Here is a 23,008-nt window from a genome sequence, read left to right as displayed (position 1 = left end):
ACCATGGAGCCCTAGTGTGCTGCCCCGCAAATACCTGCGCAGAAAAGCGCGCCTTTCAGGCCATGGCGGCGTTGCAAATCCTCGCGATACCGCTGGGTATCGCTGCGGTTTGCGCCTTGCCCTGACCTGAAACGCATCGCTTTTCTATGCGCAGGTATTCGCGGGACAGCACACTGGCTTGCCACACCGGCAGCGCCTACATCTGCGCCACGTGATTGCAGATGGCGCCGGGCGTGGTGAACCAGATCCTGCCCTCGTCGCGCAACTGCGCCAGGTGCTGCAGTGCGCGCCGCAGGTGCCGCAGGCGGTAAGGCTGGCCGACGATGTAGGGGTGCAGCGCCAGGCCCATCACCAGCGGCTGCGCGCGCGACTGCAGCAGCATCTCGTCGGTGTTGTCGACCACCATCTGGGCGAAGTCCTTGGCGTCCATCTGGCGGGCGATGATCATCGGGATGTCGTTGAGCTCCTGCGGATACGGAATCGACCACAGGGTGCCGCCGCCGCGCGTTTGCATGGGCACGGGCTGGTCGTCGTGCGCCCAGTTCAGGGTGTAGCGGTAGCCGGATTCGAGCAGCAGGTCGGGGGTGGTGCGGCTCTCCGATATCCAGGGTGACAGCCAGCCGGTGACCTGCACGCCGCTTTGCGCCTGCATGCGGTCGCGGCAGGCGGCCAGCAGGGCGGCCTCGTCGGCCTCGGCCAGGTCGGCCTGCCGCACCGAGTTGGTGTGGCCGTGGCCCACCAGCTCGTCGCCGCGCGCCACGCAGGCGGCCACCAGCTCGGGGCAGTGGTCGTACAGGGCGGTGTTCAGCAGCGTGGCCGCCGGCAGGCCCAGGCTGTCGAACAGCTCCAGGCAGCGCCAGGCGCCCACGCGGTTGCCGTATTCGCGCCACGAGTAGTTCAGCACGTCCGGATGCGGATGCGCCGGACCGATGTTGGCGCCCAGGCCCTCGCCGAAGGCGAAGTGCTCCAGGTTGAAGCCCAGGTACACGGCCAGCCGCGCACCGCCAGGCCAGCTGTAGTCGGCGCGCTGGGTGATGGGCTGGTAGTGGAAGCGGCCATGGTGCGCCACGGGCGCCAGAGGGGAGAAAGCGGCTTTGGACATCGGGTTCCCAGGTTGAGCATCACGCAAGAAGCACGCCGGGCATGCGGCGTGGCGCAGCCCAGGCGTTCGCAGCATACGTGCAAATGGTCAACAATTGAATAGGTGGTTTGGCGACCAAAACCAAGGTTGCCGAGCCTGGCCGGTATCTTCCCGGGCCGGCGTCCCGTTCTACCGCTGCGCCGCCGAGGACGATGGCCGGCATTGCGCCGACTCGTTCGCATGCCGCAGATACGCGATCAGGTCAGCCCGGTCCTTCGCGTCCGGCACGCCGTCGTAGGTCATCGATGTCCCCGGCATAGTCTTCAAAGGCCCGGACAGGAATTGGTCGAGCGTCTTCTCGTCCCAGGTGATGCGCGAATCCTTCATGGCCTGGGAATACGCGAAGCCCGGGACGCTGCCGGCGCGCCGGCCCAGCAGGCCGCAGTGATGCGGCCCCACCCGGTCCTGCGCGAGCGCATGGCAGGCCTGGCACCGCACATACACCTGCTCGCCGTGCAGCACCTGTTGCTGCGAGGAGTCAGCGGGCGGCGCAAAGGTCGCGGCACCGGCCATGCCGGCCACGGCCAGCACGAGCGCGCCGGCCAGCCACCGCGGCCGGTGGCGCCAAAGGCCGCTCATGACACGAAGGCCGCAGGCACCGGCGCTTCGCCCAGCGCGTTGCGCAGGATGGCCCAGTGCATGGCCTCGTCGCCCAGGATGCTGGCCGCGGCCTTGGACAGGTCACGGTTGCCGAACAGGGGCACGGCACCAAGGTAGGCGCTCACGGCGCCTTGCTCCAGCCTGGCCGCGAAGCGCAGCACGTCGGCCTGCGACTTCAGCTGGTCCACCGGAAAGTCGTACCTGGCCTTGGCGACCGCAGGCTTGCCGCCGAGCTTTTCCACCGTCTGGGCCAGCACGTCGGCGTGCGCCTTGTGGTGGCCCTGGAAGGTCACGGCCAGATCGAGCACGGGCTTTTCCAGCAGCTTGCTTTCCGCGCCGAGCTGGTAGGCCGCGATGGCTTCGAGCTCGGCGCCGAGCGCGGTGTTCAGGATCTGCACGTCCTGCTGTCCATCGTTCTTGCCCTTGCCTTGCTGCGCGGCCAGGACGTCGTTGCCGGCCAGCAGCGCAATGGCCGTGCCGGAGAGAACCAGGCCGGACGAACGGCCGAGAAAGGCGCGGCGTGCCGCGGCGGGGTGGGGCATCTGAAGGAAGGACATGGCGTTTCTCCGTTGAGTGGGGCTGGCGACCGTCGTCGGGTCTGCCCATTCGATGGAGCGCCGTTTCGCCACGTTCCCGTGCAGAGCGCGGATCAGAGCTTGCCTTGAACCTCGGCAGGTGCGCGCGCCAGCACCGCGGCCACGATGCGGTCGCAGCGCGCGCCGTCGAAGGCGAATGCATCGCCCAGCGCCATGTCGATGTCGCTGGCCAGGCCCTCGCGCAGCAGGCTGCGGGCGCGGAAGTACCGTGTGCGCACTGTGGCCTCTGGAATGCCGAGCGCCTGCGCAACTTCCTCCACGTCCATCTCCTGCACGGCACGCAGCATGAACACGCTGCGGAAAGCGTCGGGCAACAGGTCGATGCGCGCTTCCATCAGCCTGCGGATCTCGGCACGCATGGCAGCGCGCTCGGGCTGGCGGTCCGGGTCGGCCGTGAACGAGGCCTGCGTCTCGGGTTCGGTCGAATTCATGGCGGCATCCAGGGGAATGACTTGGGCCTGGCGCTGCCGCACGCGACCGAGCGCCTCGTTGATGACGATGCGCACCAGCCAGGTGGAGAGCTTGGCGTCGGCGCGGAAGCTGCCCATGGCGCGCCAGGCGCGCAGGTAGGCATCCTGCAGGGTGTCCTCGGCTTCGGCGTCGCTCTTGAGGATGCTGCGCGCGGTGCGGAACAGCAGGCGGTTGTGCTGCCGCATGATGGATTCGAATGCGGTGGCATCACCGCTCGCGGCGCGCGCGGCGAGTTGGGCGTCCGCGGGCGGGTGGGCCGGGGTGTCGGGGCGCGGGTGTTGCAGGCTTGGCATGGGACCTCCGCGCATTGGATGGAGCGCGGGGCCGCGGCGTTCCCGGCCCTAGCCGAACCGCGCCGCCGCGCGGGCCTTGGCGCGTTCGGCTTCCACCTCCCGGTCCCGCGGGTCCGCGGTGGTCACCAGTGAATCGACCAGGCGCCGGGCGCTGCCGGCCACTTCCTCCACCGCCCGGTGAAAGGCCGCCTCGTTGGCCTTGGAGGGCGCGTTGAAGCCGCTGAGCTTGCGCACGAACTGCAGCGCCGCCGCATGGATCTCCTCATCCGTGGCCGGCGGGTCGAAGTTGAACAAGGTCTTGATGCTTCTGCACATGGGGCCAATCTCCAACTGAGTCGTTGCCGGGCCTCACGGGCCGGGCTCCACCTTCATCCGCGCATTGGGCACCATGCCGAACATCTCGGGTGCGTACAGGGCTTCTACCCGGCTGGGCGGCAGGGCGAAGTCGCCCACGTTGTTCAGCCGCACGGTGTACTCGATGGTGCTGACCCCCTTGGGCAGGTACTCGTAATAGGCGCGGAAGGCCTCGAAGCTGCGCTCTTCGAAGGCCGGCCAGGCGCGACCCGTGCCGCGCTTGTTCTCGCCTTGCGTGGCGATCTGCGAATCGCGGCCCAGGCCGCTGCCGAGGATGGCGCTGCCGCCGGCAATGGGGTCGGTGACGGCCACCCAGGTCATGTCGGCGGTGGCGTTCACTTCCAGGCTGACGCGCAGCACGTCGCCGCGGCTGTAGCGGCCGGGCTTGGCTTGCTCCACCGCGGTCACCGTCTTCTTGAGGGTGTAGCCCGCCGCCACCGGTGCGGTGAGCGGCACGGCCGCGGTCGACTGCAGGGTGAGCCAGGGTTTGCCAGTACCCTCGTGCCGCACGCGCAGCACCTCCCGCTCCGCTGGCGACTGGGCCTGCCATGGGAAGGAGAGGGTGCTGTTGCGCAGCACCGAGGCCGCGGGGCCGTCCGCAGCTTTCACCTCGCGCCAATCGACGCTGCCGGTCGCCACGGCGATATCGCCCGTGCCGGTCGCGCTCAGCGTGGCGTGGGTCGCGCCCTGCACCGGTTCGCTCTCGAAGGTGCGCGAGAACTTTTCCAGCGCCAGGCTGCCCCACAGGTTGGCGGTGGTGGTGCGCCAGGCGCCGTTGCGCTGCTGCCGGGCGAGCGCGCCGGCCACCAGCTTGCCCATGTCGTCCTTCCAGGCCGGATTGCCCACGGCCGCCAGCAGCAGGCGGTTGGTGTTGACGTCGGCGCCGCCCATCAGCCACCACCAGTTGTCGTCCGCTTCGGTGCTGAACACCAGGCGCGTGGCCTGGTACGACACGCGGGCCTTGAGCACCTGCTCGGCCTCGGCCAGGCGCTGTTCGCGCTGCGGCACGTCCTTCACGCGCTTCAGGATGCCGATCCAGTCCAGCACGGCGCCGGTGGGCCATTGGTTGGGCGCGATGGTGATGCTGGTGGTCATGCGGCCTTGCGCCTTGCCGCTGCGCGAAAGCGCCTCGAGCGCGGCCAGCTTGCGCACGTCCAGGTCCTGCCGCGGGCTCCAGAACTTGCGCTCCAGGCGGCCTTCGACGAAGGCGAGCAGGCCGGCTTCCATCTGCGCGCGCAGCTCCTCGGGCAGGGCCAGCGCCGGGTCCAGCGCGGCGGCCTCATGGGTGGCGGCCAGCAGGTAGGCGGTGAGCGTGTCGCTGCCGCTGTCGGCGCTGCCGCCCCGCGGCGGGAAGTAGCTGGCCAGGCCGTCGTTGTCGAGGTAGGCCGGCATCTGCGCCACCACGCTCTTCCACAGCTTCGCGTCGCGCAGGCCGATGGCCTGGCTGGTCTTCTGCTCCAGGCAGGCGTAGGGATAGTTGGCGAACCAGTCGCGCACGCCCGGCAGGGCCGTGCCGAGGCTGGGCTGCAGGGCCAGCCGCAGGCCGCCGCGGCCGGGCAGGGCGCCTGCGGGCGGTGCCACGTCCAGCGAGAAGGGCGCAGCGCCGTCCAGTTGCATCAGGTTGGCCTGTTGCACCGTCACCGGCACCGCGGGCACGATCCGCTGGCTGACCTTGAGCGCGTCGCGCGCCTTGTCGTTGCCGGCGAGGTCGTGCGCCTCGATCTCCCACAAGATGGTTTCGGCGCGCGTGGCGGCCAATTGCGCGGGCGCTTTCACGGTCCACGCGATTTCACGCGCTTCGCCGGCGGGAATGTCCACCGTCTGCGGCTGCAATTCAAGCAGCGTGGCACGCGGCGTGGCCTGCACCTTCATGACCTTCGCCGTGGTGTTGCGCAGCGTAACCTGGGCGCGGAGCTCGTCGTCCTCGCGCACCAGCGGCGGCAGGCCGCTGATGATCTGCAGGTCCTGCGTGGTCTGGATAGTCGCCTGGCCGGTGCCGAACAGGCCCGTGCCCAACTCGGCCACCGCGGCAATGCGGAAGGTGGTAAGCGCGTCGTTGAGCGGCACGGTGATTTTTGCCTGGCCGTTGGCATCGAGCACCACGCGCGGGTTCCACAGGAGCAGCGTGTCGAGCAGCTCGCGCGTGGCCGACTTGCCGCCGCCGCCACCGGCCGGCACCGCCTTGCGGCCGTAGTGCCGGCGGCCCACGATTTCCATCTGCGCAGTGGAAGTGGCCACGCCCCAGCTGCGGCGCGCCAGCATGGCGTCGAGCAGGTTCCAGCTGGTGTTGGGCATCAGCTCCAGCAGTGCCTGGTCGACCACGGCCACGGCCACTTCGGCGTTGGCCGCCGGCTTGCCGTCCGGCAGGGTGCCGGTGAGCGTGACCTGCGCCTGTCCGCGCACCGTGTAGCTGGGCTGGTCGCTCGCCACCTTCAGCGCGATCTGGTGGGCCTGGCTGCCCACGCGGATTTCGGCGGCGCCCAGCCGATAGGCAGGCTTGCTCAGGTCGACCATGGCGGTGGGCGCCACGTATTCGCGGCCCTCGTACCAGAAGGCGGTCCACCATTCGCGCGGCGACTTGAAGCCCCAGGTGAAGAAGCTGTACCAGGGCACATCGCGCAGCCGGCCGCGCAACGCCAGCACGCTCACGTAGACATTGGGGCCCCAGCTGTCCTTGACCTGCAGCTGCACGGTCGGGTCCTGGCCATTGAGTTGCACCACCTGCGTTTCGATGATGCCTTCGCGCTCCACCGACACCAGCGCCGTGGCAAAGCGGAAGGGCATGCGCACCTGGAACTTCGCGGTTTCGCCGCTCTGGTAGTTCTTCTTCTCGGGCAGCAGGTCGATGCGGTCATGGTCCTCGCCGCCAAACCACAGCTCGCCCTGGCGCGTGACATAGACCGAGGTGGCGGCCAGGCTGGGCCGGCCTTGCGCGTCCTTGGCGGTGGCAATCAGCTCCACCTGGCCCGCATCGGACAGCCTGGCCTCGCACAGCAGCAGGCCGCGGCTGTCGCTCTTGCCGCTGCACACGGTGCCCAGGTCCTGGGTCTCGGTCTTGTTGTCGTAGGTGTAGAAGCCGCCCACCATGCGCTTGCGGCTGGTGGTGGTGATGCGCGAGACGGCCCTCACTTCCACGGCCACATCGGCCTGGGCCTTGCCCGACAGGTCGAGCGCCAGGGCCTGGAAGCGGATCTTCTGGCCCACCGAGGCCCAGCCCTCGGTCTTGAGGCCGGCAATGACCTGCGAGGGCCACAGCGTCTGCGTGCTGCGCAGGGTCTGCACCTCGCCGTTCGGGTCGGCATAGCTGGCCTCCAGCAGCAGCTCGCGCGGCGCCGCGGCCGGCGCGATCGGCTCGACCACGACCTGGCCGGCACCGCTGCGGTCCAGCGTGAGCGGAAGCTTGTCGGCCACCACGCGGGCGCCTTCGTCGTTGTTGTCTTGTGCGTCGCCTTCGGCCTCGTTCGATTTCTGCGGCGGGGAGAAGCTGAATCCCTCGTAATCGGCGAAGTTGACCCACTTGGGCCGGACCAGCGCCGACACGCGCACCGGCAGGCCCGATGCGCCGCCGCCCGCCACGTAGTTCACCTGCACCGCTGTGGGCAGGCTGGTGGCGGCCACCAGCGGCTTCTTGCCGTCGACCGGCTCGATGCGGCCTTCCATGACCGGCAGGCGGAACTCTTCCACGCGGAACTGGCCGCTCGAATAAGTACGCGTGGGTGCATCGGCCGGGCCTTCGGCCAGCTCGACCTGATAGAGCCCCAGCTTGGCGGCCGGCGCAATGGCAAAGCTGCTTTCGCTGCTGCGCCCGCCGCCGGCGGTGGCGCGCCAGTCGAGCTTCTGCTTGAACTGCTGGCCGCTGCCCATATGGGTGATGACGAGGGTCTGCGGCCAGTCCTTCGGCAGCCCGAAGCCGCCCTGGTTCTGGGTGCGCAGCACATGCTTCATCGACACCGTCTCGCCCGCGCGGAACAGCATGCGGTCGAAGATCGTGTGGGCCACGCGGTCGGGCTGGGCCTCGCCGCTCGTGGGCAGGTTGAAGCGCCAGGGTTCGATGCCGCGCTGCCAGTCGCTCCAGGTGAAGGCGAGGTCTTCCACGCCTTTGTCATCGGTGGCGCGCGCGCTCACGAAATACGCGTTGCGCCAATCGCCGCCGTCGTCGTCTTCGCCGCCGGCGCACACGGGCGGCTCGGGCGGAATCCTTGCGGCGTCGAAGCGCGCGATGCCGCTCGCATCGGTGACGGCGGTGGCCAGTTCCTCGCCCCGGCAGCTGGACACGCGCACCTTGGCGCCCGCCACCACCTGGCCCTTGTCGAGCGCGGTCACCCAAGCCAGCGAATTCTCGCGGCCCAGCTTGAAGTGCACCGCCAGGTTGGTGGCCAGCGTGCTGGTGCGCACATACATCGTGCGGCCCGCGCCGTAGCGCGCGTCGAGCAGCGATTCGCCCAGGCGCCGCGAGGCGATCTCCAGCACATGAAAGCCGGGCGTGAGCGGAATGCCGACCACCTCGAAGGGGCGCGGGTCGTCCTGCGTCTTGGGCATGTCCAGCGTCTTCACCCCGGCCTGGCCGGCCAGCAGCGAGAGCATGCGGCTTTGCACCCAGTCCTTCTCGCCGGGCTCCAGCGCCTTGGGCAGCGGGCCCTTCACGTCTTCGCGGGCCTTCTTGCGCGGCACCTGCCGCGCTTCATAGCGCTGCAGCTTGCGCGACCAGGCAATGATCTCGGCATCGGTCTTCGGCGCGATGTCGCTCACCTGGCCGGGCGTGTAGGCCTGCACGGCCAGCGCAGGCTCCACGCGGCGCACGGTCACCGGCATCATGGCCACGCCCCCGGGCTCGGCCAGGCGTTCGATCACGCCGAAAGGCGATGCGGCGAACTTGGCCAGCGGCGGCATGGCGCCGGTGCTGACCTTCATTGGGAAGCGCCCCGGCTCGCCCAGCGGGCGCGCGGAGGCGTCCTGGAATCCCGGTGGCACTTCGATCGTGTAGCTGGCCTGCTCGGCAAAGGGCGGCGCAAAGCGCACCGAGTCGACCAGCGCGTCGGCCTGCGCCTCGTTGGCCTGGTCGAACGCGGGCGTGGCGGTTTTTCCCCCGGTGCTGTTCGCGCGCAGCACGATCTGCGCCGCCACCTTGCGCGGCACCGGCGCGTTGAAGCGCAGCTCCATGGGCTTGAGCGGCAGGCAGCCGGCCTGCGCGTTCTCGCGCTCGCAGGTGAAGCTGGCGGCAAAGGGTTCGCGCACCTGGTAGTCGTAGCGCTTCTCCACGCGGTTGGCCACGCCCGACGGGGTGGCCACGCCCTGGCCGTACACCAGCGTGACGCGGCTGGCCGGCGCCAGGCTGCGGCGGCATTGCAGCGTGAGAAAGCGCTGCGGGTCCTTGGCGGCCGCCTCGGCGAGGCCGCTGGACTTCAGCAGCGCGGTGCGCTGTTCGCCTTCGACCAAGTTCACCGGAATGCGCTCGCCCAGGCCTTCGGCCGCGCACCAGATGTTGTCCTGCACGCTCTGCGGCGTGGCGGCGCCATTGAGCTGCAGGAGAAAGATCTGCTCCTCGTCGATGGTGCCGCCGCCGGGGCGGATGGAGCGCACGAAGGGCCCGCCGGTGTTGAAGCGCCAGCTGGCCGTGCCGGCCAGCGGCTGGCCCGAAGGCACGGTGAAGCCGGGAACACGGCTGACGGTGCAGCGCACGCCCGGCGGCAGGTCGTTCTCGAAGTCGAAGACCCATTGCTTCTCGTTCACCCAGCGCCCGCTGCCCTTGGCGGCCTGGGCATCGCTGCAGCTCACCGACAAGGGTGCTGCGGCGCCCGCGTCGCCGAAGCGCACCGCGGCTTCGTCGAACTTGGCCACCACCTGCCGCACCCGCGCCACCTCGCCCTGCGGCACCAGGCTGCTGACCTGCACGGCCTGCGCGGCAGAACATGCAAACGAAAAACAGACCGCGGCCAGCGCAGCCGCCGCCGTCGAACGATGAGTGTCCCCAGAACGCATCAAGCCCCCCTTCGATGGAGCGCAGAGCGTAACTGTTTTGATGCCCGTGACTGAGGGAACACCGCGGAACTGGCTTTGCCAGGCCGCAGGTGTTGCCCCCTTGAGGGGGGATGCGAGCTACACGAAGTGAGCGAGAGTCGGGGGTGGGTTCAGTTCAGCTGAGGCGCACGGGCACGAAGATTTTTTCGTCCCCGCGCTGCACCAGCAAGGCCACCGACTTGTCGGACTTGGCGACTGCCTCGCGCACCTGGTCGATGTTCTTGACCGGCGTGCCGTTGATCGCCAGCAGCAGGTCGCCCGGCTGCACGCCGGCCAGGGCGGCGGCGCCGGCCACGTCCGCGATCAGCATGCCGGCATCCACGCCCGCCTGGCGGCGCTCCTGCGGCTGCAGGGGGCGCAGCGCCAGGCCCAGCTTGCCCTGGCTGGCGTCGCCGTCGCGTGCGCTGGCCACCTTGGCGGCCTTGTCGTCGGTACTGCCCAGCCTGGCGTCGATCTGCTGCATGCTGCCCTTGCGCCAGACTTCCAGCTGCACCTTGTCGCCGGGCGAGGCCAGGCTGATGGCGGCCGGCAGGTCGCCCGAGGAGACCACCGGCTTGCCGTCGACCTTGCGGATCACGTCGCCGGTCTGCAGCCCGGCCTTGTCGGCGGGCCCGCCCTTCTCGACGTCGGCCACCAGCGCACCCTCGGGCGAGGGGAGCTTGAACGAGTCGGCCAGGCTCTGGTTCACCTCCTGAACCACCAGGCCCAGGCGGGCATGGTCGACCTTGCCGTGGGCCACGATCTTGTCCTTGATCTTGGTCGCCAGGTCGATCGGGATCGAGAACGACACGCCCTGGTAGCCGCCGCTGCGGCTGTAGATCTGCGAGTTGATGCCCACCACCTCGCCGCGCGCATTGAACAGCGGGCCGCCCGAGTTGCCGGGGTTGATGGCCACGTCGGTCTGGATGAAGGGCACCGCGCTGTCGTCGGGCAGCGAGCGGCCCTTGGCGCTGACCACGCCGGCCGTCACCGTGTTTTCGAAGCCGTAGGGCGAGCCGATGGCCAGCACCCATTCGCCCACCTTGAGGTCGGCGGTGGAGCCGAGCGTGACCACCGGCAGGTTCTTCGCGTCGACCTTCAGCACCGCGATGTCGGTCTTGGGGTCGCTGCCCAGCACCTTGGCCTTGAGCTCGCGCCGGTCGGTGAGCTTGACGGTGATGTCCTTGGCGCCCTTCACCACGTGGGCGTTGGTCATGATGATGCCGTCGGCGCTGACGATGAAGCCCGAGCCCTGGCCGCGCACCTGCTGCGCCTGGCCGCGCTTTTGCTGCATGCCGCCCGGCGCGCCGCCGAAGCGCTTGAAGAAGTATTCGGCGAACGGGTCGCCGGCAAAGGGGTTGCCGTCGTCATCGTCCGCGGCCACCTTGTCGCTGTCTTCGCGCGTGCCGACCACGCTGATGTTCACCACGGCGGGGCCCGCCTTCTGTGTGATCTGCGAGAAGTCGGGCAAGGCCACCGGAATGCCGGTGGTCGTGGTTGCCGTCGCGGCCGGCAGCGGCGCGGCGAGCGCGTTGTGCGCCTGCAGCGCCGAGACGCCCGCGCCGCCGATGGCACCGGCGGCAACGAGCGCGACGATCAGTCGGGAGGGAGTCAGGGAGTCGAGTCGCATGGCTGGGTCCTTGGGAATTGGAAGAAGACTTGGTGACCCGAATGATGGAAACGCCGCCTTAGGACGGCCTTAAGTAGAAGACTCCTTTCAGTTCGCAGCGGCTGCTTCTTCCGGTGGCGGCGTGGCATCCGCCTTCTGCGTGAAGCGCCCCACGCCCCACATCGCGCCCAGCACGGCAGCCAGCAGGAGCGCATCGCCCCACCAGGGCCGCGCCAGCTGGTTGTCGCCCCAGATCGCCAGCACCAGCAGCACGGCGATGAGGTGCGTGCAGAACACGGGCAGTGACGCGGCGCCCATGGTCTCCAGCCAGCGCTGGCGCGGCAGCGCGCGCGCCAACTGCGGGCCGAAGCGGATGGTGAGAATGCCCAGCACCACCAGGTTGGCGACGCGCAGCGGCCCCAGCAGCCACTTGTCGAACAGCAGGTTGTGCCGCACATCGCCGCCGAAGGGCGCCTGACCGTGGATGCCGTGGTGGCGCCACCAGAAGAAGTACGACGCCAGCGCCAGCGCGGCGGCCAGCACCCAGGGCGGGAAGCGAAAGGGCTTCGCATCGGGCGCGTTGCGGCTCGCGCCCATCCACAGACCGGCCATCCACAGCAGCTGCCATGCAAAGGTGTTGAACGACCCCGTGTCGGCATAGGGCACGGGCAGGTGCAGCCACTGCACCGCCTGCGCATGCAGCCATTCGGCCAGGCCGTACTGGGCCAGGGCCCACACCGCCGCGCTCACCGCCATGACGCCCCACCAGCCGTGCCGCATGCCGAAGGCCAGCACCCACGGGCTCATCAGCAGGAAGAAGATGTACATGGGCAGGATGTCGAGCAGGGCCGGCTCGTACACCAGCAGCAGGCCGAAGACGAAGCCTTCCAGCGGCTGCGCGAGGTAGAACGACACCAGGTTCTTCACCGCCGGCTGGTCGATCCTGAGGCCCACGGCGGTGATCACCGTGAAGAGAAAGAACAGGATCGCTGCCTGGATCAGGTAGATCTTGAAGGCCCGCGTCCAGAAGGCGCGTTCCATTTGCACGATGCCCTTGCGGTAGGCGATGCGGCTGTAGACCAGGCCGGCCATGTAGGCCGACAGCAGCACGAAGCCCTCGGCCGCCGAGACAAAGCCGAAGGGCTGGCCCAGCGGGTCGGTCAGGCGGGTGGGCAGGTGGGTGAGGGTCATCAGCACGAGCATCAGCCCGCGCAATGCGTCGATTTCCCAGGAGCGCCGGGACGCTGCCTTCTCCCCGTACTCGGTCACCTTCAGTTCGATTCTCGGATGGCATCCACCACGAGTTCGCCGTAGTGCTGCCAGGTGTAGCCGGCCGCGTGCCGCATGGCCGCGGCCTTCATGGCCGGAAGCTCGCGCCGGTTCTCGTCGAACCAGGCGATCTTCTGCGCGATTGTCTCAGGCGAGCGAATCGGCACCAGGAAGCCCGTCTGCCCCTCGATGACCAAATCGGCGCCGCCGGTGTTGGGTGTGATGATGACGGGCAGCCCCTGGCTCATGGCTTCCTGCGTCACGAGCGCGCGCCCTTCGACGATCGAAGGCAGGCAGAACACGTCGCAGCTTCGCATGAGCTCCAGCACCTGTGCATGGGGGCGTCCCGCCTCGTGGCGAAAGCCTTCGTACTGCCGGCGGTAGAACTCGGGCGATTCCTGCAGCGAGCCCAGCACCACCAGTTCGATCGCCCGGTCGGACAGCAGGCGCATGGCGGCAAAAAGATCCGCCAGCCCCTTGCGCTGGCCCATGGAGCCGGCAAAGAGCACGCGCAGCGGGCGATTGGCGTCGGGCACATCGAAGCTGCCTTCGTCGATGTTCGAAGCCGGCGAGCCGAAAGGGGTCAGCACCTTGCGCTGGTGCTGCGCCGACGCGGGCAGCGAATCGAGCACGAAGTCGCTGGGCGCAACCACTACGTCGGCCAGCGCCAGCTCTTCGGTCTTGCGCGCCAGCTTGGCGGGCGAGTCGGTCACGCCGCCGCCCAGCGTGGCCGCCCACTCGGGCAGGCGCGCGGCTTCTTCCTGCATGAGTCGCCGGCCTGTCTCCCAATAGGCAATGGGCAGGTCGTAGATGCGGCGAAGGCCCAGCGAGCGGGCCGCGCGGAAGGTATGGAGGGCCGAGTCCTCGTAGGCGTACACGGCCGTGAGGCCGTGCGTGCGCGCCAGCGCGGGCAGGCGCGCGGCCACGAAGCGGTCGAAGTCCTGGAACACCGCGTCGGGCGAGGCGAACCCCGTTTCGTGCCGCACCGCGCCGCGCCAGCCCGCCTTGGCCGCCACCATGCGCGCCAGCTCGCGGCCCGGATGGGTGAGCACCTTGGCCGGTGCGATGTCGAAACGGCGGCGCAGCCACTCGCGCCGCAGCGCACCGGGCAGCAGGCGCGACGGCGCGTCGCCCTCGAAGGCCGCCACCGTGGTCGCGAAGCGCGCCAGAAGGCCGGCACGCTCGGTGGCCGCCAGCACGGCGCGCACGTTCTGGTTTCCGGCGGGGTGGGTCAGCAGCAGGGAGGGCATGTCGTGTGGCGGAAATGTCGCGGCCGATCATAAGTGGCGGCTTTCTTCAGGCCGACTTAAGCCGAAGCGGGACAATGGACGGCATGCGACTGCTGCTCGTTGAAGACGACCCCATGATCGGTGAAGCCCTGCTGGAGCTGCTGCGTGCGGAGCAGCACTACGCGGTGGACTGGGTGCGCGACGGCGCCATGGCCGACACGGCCCTGCGTTCGCACAGCTACGACCTGGTGCTGCTCGACCTGGGCCTGCCCAAGCGCGACGGCCTGGAGGTGCTGCGCGCCCTACGCCAGCGCCGCGACCGCGTGCCGGTGCTGGTCGCCACCGCGCGCGACGCCGTGGCCGACCGCGTGGCGGGCCTGGATGCCGGCGCCGACGACTACGTGCTCAAGCCCTATGACATGAGCGAGCTGCTGGCCCGCATCCGCGCACTGCTTCGGCGCGGCGCCGGCCAGGCCGAGCCGGTGTTCTCGGCCCACGGCGTGAGCCTGAACCCCGCCACCCGCGAAGCCACCTGCAACGGCCAGAGCGTGACGCTCTCGGCCAAGGAGTGGGCGGTGCTCGAGCCGCTCATCGCCCGCCCGGGCATCGTGCTGTCGCGCGCGCAACTCGAGGAAAAGCTCTACGGCTGGAAGGACGAGATCAGCAGCAACGCGGTCGAGGTCTACATCCACGGCCTGCGCAAGAAGCTGGGCAGCGGCTTCATCCAGACCGTGCGCGGGCTGGGCTACCTGGTGCCGCGCGAGTGATGACGACGGCGACGACGACGGCACGGTTCGCACCCGCGCATTTCTCGCTCAAGTGGCGCATGCTGGGCTTCGTGCTGGTGTGCATCCTGGTGGCGGCAACCGCGCTGGGCGTGAACGCCTATCGCGGCGCCCTGCGCGACGCCGACGCCATGTTCGACCTGCACCTGCAGCAGATGGCCCATTCGCTGCGCGGCGGGGTGCCGCTGGGCCTGGGCTTCGACGATGGCGACCGCGAAGGCTACGACCTGTTCGTGCAGATCTGGGGGCCCGACGGCACGCCGATGTTCCGCTCGGCCCGCTCGGCGCTGCCGCCGCGCGCGGTGCTGGGCTTTTCCGATGCCAAGGTCGACGGCCGGCGTTTTCGGGTGTATTCGCTGCAGACCCCGCTGCAGACGGTGCAGATTGCGCAGGACATGGACGCGCGCGAGGCGCGGGCACGCGCCATTGCATTGCGTGCCACCTGGCCCATGGCGCTGATGGCGCCCCTGCTGATGCTGGCGGTGGGCTGGGTCATCACCCGTTCGCTGGCGCCGGTGGAGCGCATGCGTCGCAATGTCGCGCAGCGCGCGGACGACGACCTGTCGCCGCTGTCGGAAGAGGGCCTGCCGGATGAAGTGCGTCCGCTCGTGCAGGAACTCAACCTGCTGTTCGGCCGCGTCAGCTCGGCCTTCGAGGCGCAGAAGAACTTCGTGGCCGATGCGGCGCATGAACTGCGTTCGCCGCTCACCGCCCTGAAGCTGCAGGCCGAGGCGCTGCGCCGCGCCGGCGACGAGGGCAGCCGCGAGGCGGCGATCACGCGCCTGCAGGGCGGCATCGAGCGGGCCATTCACCTGGTGGGGCAGCTGCTGCTGCTGGCGCGCCAGGAGTCGGGCGAGACGGCGGCCAGCGCCAGGCGCGGCCCGGTGCAACTGGACCAGGTGGTGGCGCAATGCATCGGCGCCGCGCTGCCGCAGGCCCAGGCGCGAGGCATCGACCTTGGCGTCGCGCAGTCCGAAGAGGTGGTCATCCAGGGCGATGGAGCCGCGCTGCGCGTTCTGCTGGGCAACCTGATCGACAACGCGGTCAAGTACGCGCCCCAGGGTGGCCAGGTGGATGTGTCGGTGGGCGCCGGCGATGGGGCGCCCGTGCTGGTGGTGGAAGACAACGGCCCCGGCATCCCGGAGGCGGAGCGCGAGCGGGCCTTCGACCGCTTCTACCGCCTGGCAGAAAGCAACGGCACCGCGGAAGGCAGCGGCCTGGGCCTGGCCATCGTGCGGGCCATTGCGCAGCAGCACGGGGCGCAGGTGCTGCTGGATCGGTCGGAGCGCCTGGGCGGATTGCGGGCCACGGTGCGGTTCGCGCCCGCGGCCACCGCCTGATCAGTTGGAGCCCGCGCCGGCGGGCGCGGGAACTGCCGGGGCAGGGCGCCTCAGCCCAGCCGCTTCTTGTGCCGCGCCACCTGCGCCTTGACCTGCACCGGCGCCGTCCCGCCCAGCACCTTGCGTGCGTTGAGCGAGCCGCGCAGCGAGAGCACGTCGAACACGTCCTTCTCGATGCTCGGGTGGAAGCCCTGCAGCACCGCCAGCGGCAGCTCGGACAGGTCGACCTGGTGCGAGATGGCCGCCTTCACGGCATGCGCCACCGTCTCGTGCGCGTCGCGGAAGGGCAGGCCCTTCTTCACCAGGTAGTCGGCCAGGTCGGTCGCGGTGGCGTAGCCCTTGAGGGCGGCGGCTTCCATCGCCTCCTTCTTCACCGTGATGCCGCCCACCATCTCCGCAAAGATGCGCAGCGTGTCCTTGAGCGTGTCGACGGTGTCGAACAGCGGCTCCTTGTCTTCCTGGTTGTCCTTGTTGTAGGCCAGGGGCTGGCCCTTCATGAGGGTGATCAGGCCCATCAGGTGGCCCACCACGCGGCCGGTCTTGCCGCGCGCCAGCTCGGGCACGTCGGGGTTCTTCTTCTGCGGCATGATCGACGAGCCGGTGGTGAAGCGGTCGGCGATCTGGATGAAGCTGAAGTTCTGGCTCATCCACAGGATGAGCTCTTCCGAGAAGCGGCTGATGTGCACCATGCACAGGCTGGCCGCGGCGGTGAACTCGATGGCGAAATCGCGGTCGCTCACCGCGTCCAGGCTGTTCTGGCAAACGCCGTCCATGCCCAGGGTCCTGGCGACCAGTTCGCGGTCCAGCGGGTAGCTGGTGCCGGCCAGGGCGGCGGCGCCCAGCGGCAGGCGGTTCAGGCGCTTGCGCACGTCCTGCAGGCGCTCGGCGTCGCGGCTGAACATTTCCACATACGCCAGCATGTGGTGGCCGAAGCTCACCGGCTGGGCCACCTGCAGGTGGGTGAAGCCGGGCAGGATCACATCGACGTTCTTCTCGGCGATGTCGACCAGGGCCTTCTGCAGGTCGACCAGCAGGCCGGAAATCAGGTCGATTTCGCTGCGCAGCCACAGGCGCACGTCGGTGGCGACCTGGTCGTTGCGGCTGCGGCCGGTGTGCAGGCGCTTGCCGGCGTCGCCCACCAGCTGGGTCAGGCGCGCCTCGATGTTCAGGTGCACGTCTTCCAGCTCCAGCTTCCACTGGAAGGCGCCGGATTCGATTTCCTCGCGGATCTGCTTCATCCCGCCCTGGATGGCGGCGAGGTCCTGCTCGCTGATGATCTTCTGGGCGGCCAGCATGCCGGCGTGGGCCAGCGAGCCTTCGATGTCGGCCTGCCACAGGCGCTTGTCGAAGAACACGCTGGCGGTATAGCGCTGCACCAGTTCGCTCATGGGTTCGGAGAACAGGGCGGACCAGGCTTCGGACTTCTTGTCGAGTTGGTTTTCAGACATGGGAGGCAATAATGGGCTTGTCACCCAATGTTTCTGTAGTGCGCAACTTGTCGATTTTATCGGCCATCCGCCTTCGCACGCCCGCGCCCGACGCGCAGGGGCGGGCGGCTGCGTCCGCGCCTGCCGCTTCGCCCGCCCCGTCGGCCACCTTCGACGTCTGCCAGGTGGGCGTGGTGCTTCGCGCGGTGCTGTTCGTCGAGGCCGTGCTGGCGGTGGCGGCGCTTTTCTCGGCATCGGGTCTGGCGGACTGGCTGGCGCAGGTGGCCACGCTCACCGGCGGCGCGCTGCCCTCGGTGCTGCTCTGGCTGGTGGCGGTCTGCGCCTTGCGAAAGCGCATGGCGCGCTGGCGGCCGGCGGTGCAATACACCTGCGCGGCCGTGCTGGGCGGTGTGGCGGGGCTGTACGGCTGCGGCCTGTTGCGCCTGACGGGCGCACTGGGCACCACGGCCCCCTGGGTGGCCAGCACGCTCGCCGGCGTGCTGTTCTCGCTGGTGGCAACGGGCTGGCTGGTGCTGCGCGCGCGCGGGCGCATGCCGGCCGCCACCACGGCGCGGCTGGAAGACCTGCAGTCGCGCATCCGGCCGCACTTCTTGTTCAACACGCTCAACAGCGCCATCGCGCTGGTGCGCGAGGAGCCGGCCAAGGCCGAGACCATGCTCGAGGACCTGGCCGAGCTGTTCCGCCAGGCGCTGGCCGATCCGCGCGACTCGGTCACGCTGGCCGACGAGATCGGGCTGGCCGAACGCTACCTGGCCATCGAGCAGGTGCGCTTCGGCGAGCGCCTGCGCATCCGCTGGGACCTGGACCTGGCCGCCGGCAGCGCGCGGCTGCCGCCGCTGCTCTTGCAGCCGCTGGTGGAGAACGCGGTCAAGCACGGCGTGGAGCCCAGCCCCCAGGGCGGCAAGCTGCGCATCCGCACCGAGCGGCGCGGCGCCCGCGTGCTGATCGAGGTCACCAACACCCTGCCGCCGCTGCGCTGGGCCGAAAAGCCGCTGCCGCGCGGCCACGGCATCGCGCTGGCCAACGTGCGCGACCGGCTGCGCCTGCTGCATGACGTGGAGGCGCAGTTCCGCGCCGGCCTGGACCAGGACAATTACCGCGTGCGCATCGAAATTCCGGCGCCACCAAAGGAGTGATCGAAGTGAAACACCCCCGCGCCCGTCACTGCGTGTATGGTCGCCCCCCGAGGCTGAGATGAGCACCCCCTTGCGGACCCTGATCGTTGATGACGAATCGCTGGCGCGCTCGCGCCTTCGCACCCTGCTGGGCGATTGCAGCGCGCCCGGCGCCACGGTCGTGGCCGACGCGGCCGACGGCGAGCAGGCCTTGCGCCTGCTGGACCAGGGCGGCCTGGACCTGGTGCTGGTGGACATCCACATGCCGGGCATCGACGGCATCGAGATGATCCGCACGCTGCGCCACATGAGCCATGCGCCGGCCGTGGTGTTCGTCACCGCCCATGCCGCGCACGCCGTGACGGCCTTCGAGCTGGAGGCGGTGGACTACCTGACCAAGCCCGTGCGCGCCGAGCGCCTTCAGCAGGCCCTGCAGAAGGCCCAGCGCTTCCTGAACGAACGCCGGGGGCAGGAGGTCGAGGCGAAGGACACCCTGCTCATCCAGGACCGGGGCCGGGCCGAGCGGGTGCCGCTGTCCGAGGTGCTGTACCTCAAGTCCGAGCTGAAGTACCTCACGGTTCGCACGGCCTTGCGCAGCCACATCCTGGACGGCTCGCTGGCGGACTTCGAAGAACGCTACCCCAAGCGCTTTGTCCGCGTGCACCGCAACGCGCTGGTGGCGCGCGCCGCCATCCGCGCGCTCGAGAAGCACGACGGCGGCGACGAGGCCGAAGGCTGGGTGCTGCGGCTGCATGGCATCGCCGAGCCGGTGCTGGTTTCGCGCCGCCAGTTGTCGGTGGTGCGGGACGCGCTGAAGGAGGCGTGATGGGCGAAGCGCAGCCGCACACCACATCGGCAGACGGGTCGGGGCCGACGGCCCCTGCGCCGCCCGCAGCGGCCGAAACGCCGGCCGCCGTCGAGCCGCAGGCGACGGAAGCCGCGACCGAGGCCCCGGCGCCGGAACCGGAGCGCGTGCTGCTGCACATGCCGGTGGATGTGCGCAGCGCGGCCCTGGTTTTCCTGGCCGTGCTGGCGGGTGTGTTCGCCCTGCGCTGGGCGGCGGCGGTGTTCATTCCGCTCATGCTCAGCCTGCTGATCACCTATGCCCTGGCGCCGCTGGTCGACAAGCTGCAGCAATGGCGCATGCCGCGCTGGCTGGGTGCGGCCGTCGTGCTGCTGGCGGTGGGCGGCGGCGTGGGGTGGACCGGCTACCGGCTGTCGGACAGCGCATCGCAACTGCTCGACGCGCTGCCGGCGGCGGCCCAGAAGTTTCGCCAGGCGGTGCGTGCCAAGCCTTCGGGCGGCAATCCGCTGGACACGGTGCAGAAGGCGGCCTCGCAGCTGGAGCAGGCCGCGCAGGAAAGTTCCGCCAAGGCGCCCGCCCCGCGCGGCGTGCAGCGCGTGCTCATCGAGCGGCCGGGCTTCAACGTGCGCGACTACCTGGTGAGCGGCACGCTGGGCCTGCTGACCGCCGCCGGGCAGCTCACGCTGATCGCCTTCCTGACCTACTTCGCCCTGTGTTCCGGCGACACCTTCAGGCGCAAGCTGGTGCGCATGGCCGGGCCGAGCCTGCAGAAGAAAAGGATCACGGTGAAGGTGCTGGACGACATCACCCGCCAGATCGAGCGCTACCTGCTGGTGCAGATCCTCACCAGCGCAGTGGTCGGTCTGGCCACCGGCCTGGCGTTCTGGGCGCTGGGCCTGGAGAACGCGGCGGTCTGGGGCATCGTGGCCGCGGTGACCAACCTGATTCCGTATGTAGGCTCGTTGATCGTCATGGCGGCGTCGGCGCTGGTGGCCTTCCTGCAGTTCAACGGCATCGAGATGGCGCTGGCGGTGGGTGGGGCGTCGCTGCTGATCCACACGGTCGTGGGCAACCTGCTGACGCCCTGGCTCACCAGCCGCACTAGCCGGATGAACCCGGTGGCGGTGTTCGTGGGCGTCATCTTCTGGGGCTGGCTCTGGGGGATCTGGGGGCTTTTGCTGGGCGTGCCGGTGCTGATGGTGGTCAAGGCCATCTGCGATCGGGTGGAAGACTTACAACCTATCGGCGAACTCCTCGGTGATTGAGGCCTCCCGGCTTCTCACTTCGCTTCGCTCCGTGTAGTTCGCCACCTCCCGAGGAGGGGACCCCACCTGGGGCCCGGCAAAGCCGGTTCCCCGGTGCGGGACTGGTATTTGCCGCTGTGGGGGCGCGTCCGCCGTCCCCCCGATACATGGCAAAGGGCCTATGTAAGAAATTGTGTTGACATTGATGTTGCGGTGCGAGACGCTCGGTGATCTGTCTCTTTGCAACGTTCCGTGACAATTCTTGATGCCCGTGAGTCGGCGCCCGCTGAAGGGGGGCCGAGCTTCTCCCTGGAAAACCGCCTCATCCGCGCGGCCTGGATCGGTGTGTGGCTGGTGGGCGCCGCCTGGACGCCGCGCCAGTTCGCGCCGTGGCGGCGCTGGCTGCTGCGCTGCTTCGGCGCCCGGATGGCGCCGGGCAGCGATGTGCGGGCCAGTGCCCGGGTGTGGTTTCCGGCGCATCTGGAGATGGCCCGGGGCGCGGTGATCGGGCCCGGCGTGAACGTCTATTCCATGGGCACGATTTCGCTGGGCGAGGACGTGCTCGTATCCCAGGGCGCGCACCTGTGCGCCGGCACGCACGACTGCGATTCGCCGCAGTTCCAGCTGGTGGCCAAACCCATCCGAATCGGCGCCAAGGCCTGGATCGCGGCCGAGGCCTTCGTCGGCCCGGGCGCCCGCATCGGGGAAGGCGCCGTGCTGGGCGCGCGCGCCGTGGCCTTTGGCGAACTGGAGCCGTGGACCATCTATTCGGGCAACCCCGCCAAGCCGATCCGCAGGCGGCGAGCGTCATGAACCAAGCTGCTGTTGCTGCTGCATCGAGCCTCTCCGCCGCCGGGCCTGCCGGCCGTTGCGTGGTGGTGCTGCTCACCTTCAATTCGGCAGGCATCATCCGCGAGACCGCCTCCGCCGCGCTGCGGGTCAGTCCGCATGTGTACGCCGTGGATTCGGGCTCGAGCGACGGCACGGTGCCAATCCTGCAGGAACTGGGCTGCACCGTGGTGCAGCGGCCCTTCACCAACTACAGCGACCAGCGCAACTGGGCCATTGCGCAGGTGCAGGGCAATTTCGACTGGCAACTGCACCTGGACGCCGACGAGGTGCTGGACGACACCGCCGTGGATGAGATCCGCGGCCTGCTGCAGGGCGGGGCGCGCCACGACGCCTACATGCTGCGCCGGCGCGACTACTTCATGGGCCGGATGCTGCGCTTCTCGGGCGTGAACCCCTGGCACCTGCGCCTGTTCCGAAGCGGCACGGGCCGCTGCGAGGCGCGCCTGTACGACCAGCACTTCATCCTGGTGGGCGCCGGGCGCAGCAGCGCGCGCCTGCGCGGCTTCATGCACGACAAGAACGCGCTGGCGCTGACGGACTGGATCGCGCGCCACAACCGCTGGAGCGATTCCGAGGCGCGCGAGAAGTCGAGCCCGCAGGCGGTGGGCGAGGACGTGCTGCAGCCGCGACTGCTGGGCGACGCGCGCGAGCGCACCCGCTTCATCAAGCAGCTGTACTACCGCCTGCCCATCGGCCTGCGCGCCATCAGCTACTTCTTCTATCGCTACTTCCTTCGCCTGGGCTTCCTGGACGGCAAGCCGGGCTTCTATTTCGCCTTCTTCCAGGCCCTGTGGTTCCGGATGCTCGTGGACGCCAAGCTCTACGAGATGCAATCGACCGACGACGACAAACCCAATGCGGAAGTGAACGCCCCATGCGCCAATACAACCCGTCCAAACGCATCCTCGTGACCGGCGGCGCCGGTTTCCTCGGCAGCCACCTGTGCGACCGCCTCATCGAGGCCGGGCACGACGTGCTGTGCGTGGACAACTTCTTCACCGGCACCAAGCGCAACATCGAGCATCTGCTGGGCCATCCGCAGTTCGAGCTGATGCGCCACGACGTGACCTTCCCGCTGTACGTGGAGGTCGACGAGATCTTCAACCTGGCCTGCCCGGCCTCGCCGATCCACTACCAGCACGACCCGGTGCAGACCACCAAGACCAGCGTGCACGGCGCCATCAACATGCTGGGCCTGGCCAAGCGCGTGCGCGCCAAGATCCTGCAGGCCTCCACCAGCGAGGTGTACGGCGACCCGGAGATCCATCCGCAGGTGGAGCAGTACTGGGGCCGGGTGAACCCCATCGGCATCCGCAGCTGCTATGACGAAGGCAAGCGCTGCGCCGAGACGCTGTTCTTCGACTACCACCGCCAGCACAAGCTGCGCATCAAGGTGGCGCGCATCTTCAACACCTACGGCCCGCGCATGCACACCAACGACGGGCGGGTGGTGTCCAACTTCATCGTGCAGGCCCTGCGCGGGCAGGACATCACCATCTACGGCGACGGCAACCAGACGCGCAGCTTCTGCTACGTGGACGACCTGATCGAGGCCATGCTGCGCCTCATGGGCACCGGCGACGACTTCCCCGGCCCGGTCAACATCGGCAACCCCGGCGAGTACTCGATGCTCGAGCTGGCCCAGAAAGTCATAGAACTTTCAGGATCGCGAAGCAAACTCGTGCGCATGCCGCTGCCGGCCGACGATCCCAAGCAGCGGCGCCCCGACATCTCGCTGGCGCAGGACAAGCTTGGCGGCTGGACGCCCAAGACGCAGCTCGACGAGGGGCTGGCCAAGACCATCGCCTATTTCGATCAACTGCTGTCTTCTTCTTCCGGCGCAAAGGCAGACTGAGCGCC

General features: G+C 69.3%; 18 protein-coding genes. 8 read left to right on the top strand and 10 right to left on the bottom strand.

Translation table 11 applies throughout. From position 1 onward, the window contains the following. Window positions 1–196 precede the first annotated feature (196 nt). From VSO01S_RS07785 to VSO01S_RS07745, 9 genes are all read right to left on the bottom strand, one after another. The gene (locus VSO01S_RS07785) at window positions 197–1,102 is read right to left on the bottom strand and encodes a polysaccharide deacetylase family protein (RefSeq protein WP_068641235.1); all 906 of its coding nucleotides are present in this window, start codon (window positions 1,100–1,102) and stop codon (window positions 197–199) included. A gap of 168 nt (window positions 1,103–1,270) precedes the next feature. Then, window positions 1,271–1,720: a c-type cytochrome gene (locus VSO01S_RS07780; RefSeq protein ID WP_084241741.1), complete on the bottom strand. Its 450-nt coding sequence runs from the start codon at window positions 1,718–1,720 to the stop codon at window positions 1,271–1,273. Beyond that, window positions 1,717–2,298 carry a ferritin-like domain-containing protein gene (locus VSO01S_RS07775; protein WP_068641234.1) on the bottom strand — a complete coding sequence of 194 codons (582 nt, stop codon included), beginning with the start codon at window positions 2,296–2,298 and terminating at the stop codon, window positions 1,717–1,719. The genes VSO01S_RS07780 and VSO01S_RS07775 overlap by 4 nt, the downstream gene beginning before the upstream one ends. Window positions 2,299–2,390: 92 nt before the next feature. Further along, window positions 2,391–3,101, bottom strand: coding sequence for an RNA polymerase sigma factor (locus tag VSO01S_RS07770; protein ID WP_068641233.1), 711 nt, complete (start codon window positions 3,099–3,101; stop codon window positions 2,391–2,393). 48 nt (window positions 3,102–3,149) lie between these two features. Continuing rightward, window positions 3,150–3,416, bottom strand: coding sequence for a DUF2277 domain-containing protein (locus VSO01S_RS07765; RefSeq protein ID WP_068641232.1), 267 nt, complete (start codon window positions 3,414–3,416; stop codon window positions 3,150–3,152). 33 nt (window positions 3,417–3,449) lie between these two features. After that, a complete protein-coding gene (locus VSO01S_RS07760; RefSeq protein ID WP_084241744.1) occupies window positions 3,450–9,434 on the bottom strand; it encodes an alpha-2-macroglobulin family protein in 5,985 nt (1,994 codons plus the stop codon). Between the two features lie 154 nt (window positions 9,435–9,588). Continuing rightward, window positions 9,589–11,082 (bottom strand): DegQ family serine endoprotease, encoded by a 1,494-nt coding sequence (locus VSO01S_RS07755; RefSeq protein ID WP_068641231.1) that lies wholly within the window; start codon window positions 11,080–11,082, stop codon window positions 9,589–9,591. 87 nt (window positions 11,083–11,169) lie between these two features. Next, on the bottom strand, window positions 11,170–12,330 hold the full coding sequence (opgC, locus tag VSO01S_RS07750; RefSeq protein ID WP_281179813.1) for an OpgC domain-containing protein: 1,161 nt from the start codon (window positions 12,328–12,330) through the stop codon (window positions 11,170–11,172). 2 nt (window positions 12,331–12,332) lie between these two features. Beyond that, on the bottom strand, window positions 12,333–13,580 hold the full coding sequence (locus VSO01S_RS07745; protein WP_068641229.1) for a glycosyltransferase family 4 protein: 1,248 nt from the start codon (window positions 13,578–13,580) through the stop codon (window positions 12,333–12,335). A gap of 83 nt (window positions 13,581–13,663) precedes the next feature. Here VSO01S_RS07745 and VSO01S_RS07740 point away from each other — a divergent pair, with 83 nt between their 5' ends. Together VSO01S_RS07740 and VSO01S_RS07735 are read left to right on the top strand one after the other, a co-directional pair. Continuing rightward, a complete protein-coding gene (locus VSO01S_RS07740; RefSeq protein ID WP_068641257.1) occupies window positions 13,664–14,326 on the top strand; it encodes a response regulator in 663 nt (220 codons plus the stop codon). Next, window positions 14,326–15,684, top strand: a complete 1,359-nt coding sequence (locus VSO01S_RS07735) for an ATP-binding protein (RefSeq protein ID WP_068641228.1) — start codon at window positions 14,326–14,328, stop codon at window positions 15,682–15,684. The genes VSO01S_RS07740 and VSO01S_RS07735 overlap by 1 nt, the downstream gene beginning before the upstream one ends. A 50-nt stretch (window positions 15,685–15,734) precedes the next feature. Here the strand turns inward: VSO01S_RS07735 and argH are convergent, their stop codons facing one another. Continuing rightward, entirely contained in the window at window positions 15,735–17,132 is a 1,398-nt protein-coding gene (argH, locus tag VSO01S_RS07730) for an argininosuccinate lyase (protein ID WP_068641227.1), read from the bottom strand. A gap of 11 nt (window positions 17,133–17,143) precedes the next feature. Here argH and VSO01S_RS07725 point away from each other — a divergent pair, with 11 nt between their 5' ends. From VSO01S_RS07725 to VSO01S_RS07700, 6 genes are all read left to right on the top strand, one after another. Continuing rightward, on the top strand, window positions 17,144–18,268 hold the full coding sequence (locus VSO01S_RS07725) for a sensor histidine kinase (RefSeq protein WP_068641226.1): 1,125 nt from the start codon (window positions 17,144–17,146) through the stop codon (window positions 18,266–18,268). 58 nt (window positions 18,269–18,326) lie between these two features. Then, window positions 18,327–19,073: a LytR/AlgR family response regulator transcription factor gene (locus VSO01S_RS07720; protein ID WP_068641225.1), complete on the top strand. Its 747-nt coding sequence runs from the start codon at window positions 18,327–18,329 to the stop codon at window positions 19,071–19,073. Beyond that, complete coding sequence (locus tag VSO01S_RS07715) at window positions 19,073–20,317, top strand: AI-2E family transporter (protein WP_068641224.1); 1,245 nt, start codon at window positions 19,073–19,075, stop codon at window positions 20,315–20,317. Before VSO01S_RS07720 ends, VSO01S_RS07715 begins: the two co-directional genes overlap by 1 nt. A 231-nt stretch (window positions 20,318–20,548) precedes the next feature. Continuing rightward, a complete protein-coding gene (locus VSO01S_RS07710) occupies window positions 20,549–21,109 on the top strand; it encodes an LbetaH domain-containing protein (RefSeq protein ID WP_084241740.1) in 561 nt (186 codons plus the stop codon). Further along, window positions 21,106–22,059: a glycosyltransferase family 2 protein gene (locus VSO01S_RS07705; protein WP_084241739.1), complete on the top strand. Its 954-nt coding sequence runs from the start codon at window positions 21,106–21,108 to the stop codon at window positions 22,057–22,059. The genes VSO01S_RS07710 and VSO01S_RS07705 overlap by 4 nt, the downstream gene beginning before the upstream one ends. After that, entirely contained in the window at window positions 22,023–23,003 is a 981-nt protein-coding gene (locus VSO01S_RS07700; protein ID WP_068641221.1) for a UDP-glucuronic acid decarboxylase family protein, read from the top strand. Before VSO01S_RS07705 ends, VSO01S_RS07700 begins: the two co-directional genes overlap by 37 nt. The last annotated feature ends 5 nt before the right edge of the window (window positions 23,004–23,008 follow it).

Origin of the sequence: Variovorax soli NBRC 106424 (assembly GCF_001591385.1) — a bacterium.
Lineage (GTDB): Bacteria > Pseudomonadota > Gammaproteobacteria > Burkholderiales > Burkholderiaceae_C > Variovorax > Variovorax soli.
This window is presented reverse-complemented; position numbering and strand designations above follow the sequence as displayed.

What these genes read in the sequence shown, in the direction of transcription:
- VSO01S_RS07745 (WP_068641229.1), bottom strand. Translation starts at nt 13,580, where the DNA reads ATGCCCTCCCTGCTGCTGACCCACCCCGCCGGAAACCAGAACGTGCGC.
- VSO01S_RS07780 (WP_084241741.1), bottom strand. Translation starts at nt 1,720, where the DNA reads ATGAGCGGCCTTTGGCGCCACCGGCCGCGGTGGCTGGCCGGCGCGCTC.
- VSO01S_RS07715 (WP_068641224.1), top strand. Translation starts at nt 19,073, where the DNA reads ATGGGCGAAGCGCAGCCGCACACCACATCGGCAGACGGGTCGGGGCCG.
- VSO01S_RS07740 (WP_068641257.1), top strand. Translation starts at nt 13,664, where the DNA reads ATGCGACTGCTGCTCGTTGAAGACGACCCCATGATCGGTGAAGCCCTG.
- VSO01S_RS07770 (WP_068641233.1), bottom strand. Translation starts at nt 3,101, where the DNA reads ATGCCAAGCCTGCAACACCCGCGCCCCGACACCCCGGCCCACCCGCCC.
- VSO01S_RS07755 (WP_068641231.1), bottom strand. Translation starts at nt 11,082, where the DNA reads ATGCGACTCGACTCCCTGACTCCCTCCCGACTGATCGTCGCGCTCGTT.
- VSO01S_RS07700 (WP_068641221.1), top strand. Translation starts at nt 22,023, where the DNA reads ATGCGCCAATACAACCCGTCCAAACGCATCCTCGTGACCGGCGGCGCC.
- VSO01S_RS07765 (WP_068641232.1), bottom strand. Translation starts at nt 3,416, where the DNA reads ATGTGCAGAAGCATCAAGACCTTGTTCAACTTCGACCCGCCGGCCACG.
- VSO01S_RS07775 (WP_068641234.1), bottom strand. Translation starts at nt 2,298, where the DNA reads ATGTCCTTCCTTCAGATGCCCCACCCCGCCGCGGCACGCCGCGCCTTT.
- VSO01S_RS07735 (WP_068641228.1), top strand. Translation starts at nt 14,326, where the DNA reads ATGACGACGGCGACGACGACGGCACGGTTCGCACCCGCGCATTTCTCG.
- VSO01S_RS07785 (WP_068641235.1), bottom strand. Translation starts at nt 1,102, where the DNA reads ATGTCCAAAGCCGCTTTCTCCCCTCTGGCGCCCGTGGCGCACCATGGC.
- VSO01S_RS07725 (WP_068641226.1), top strand. Translation starts at nt 17,144, where the DNA reads ATGGGCTTGTCACCCAATGTTTCTGTAGTGCGCAACTTGTCGATTTTA.
- VSO01S_RS07760 (WP_084241744.1), bottom strand. Translation starts at nt 9,434, where the DNA reads ATGCGTTCTGGGGACACTCATCGTTCGACGGCGGCGGCTGCGCTGGCC.
- argH (WP_068641227.1), bottom strand. Translation starts at nt 17,132, where the DNA reads ATGTCTGAAAACCAACTCGACAAGAAGTCCGAAGCCTGGTCCGCCCTG.
- VSO01S_RS07720 (WP_068641225.1), top strand. Translation starts at nt 18,327, where the DNA reads ATGAGCACCCCCTTGCGGACCCTGATCGTTGATGACGAATCGCTGGCG.
- VSO01S_RS07705 (WP_084241739.1), top strand. Translation starts at nt 21,106, where the DNA reads ATGAACCAAGCTGCTGTTGCTGCTGCATCGAGCCTCTCCGCCGCCGGG.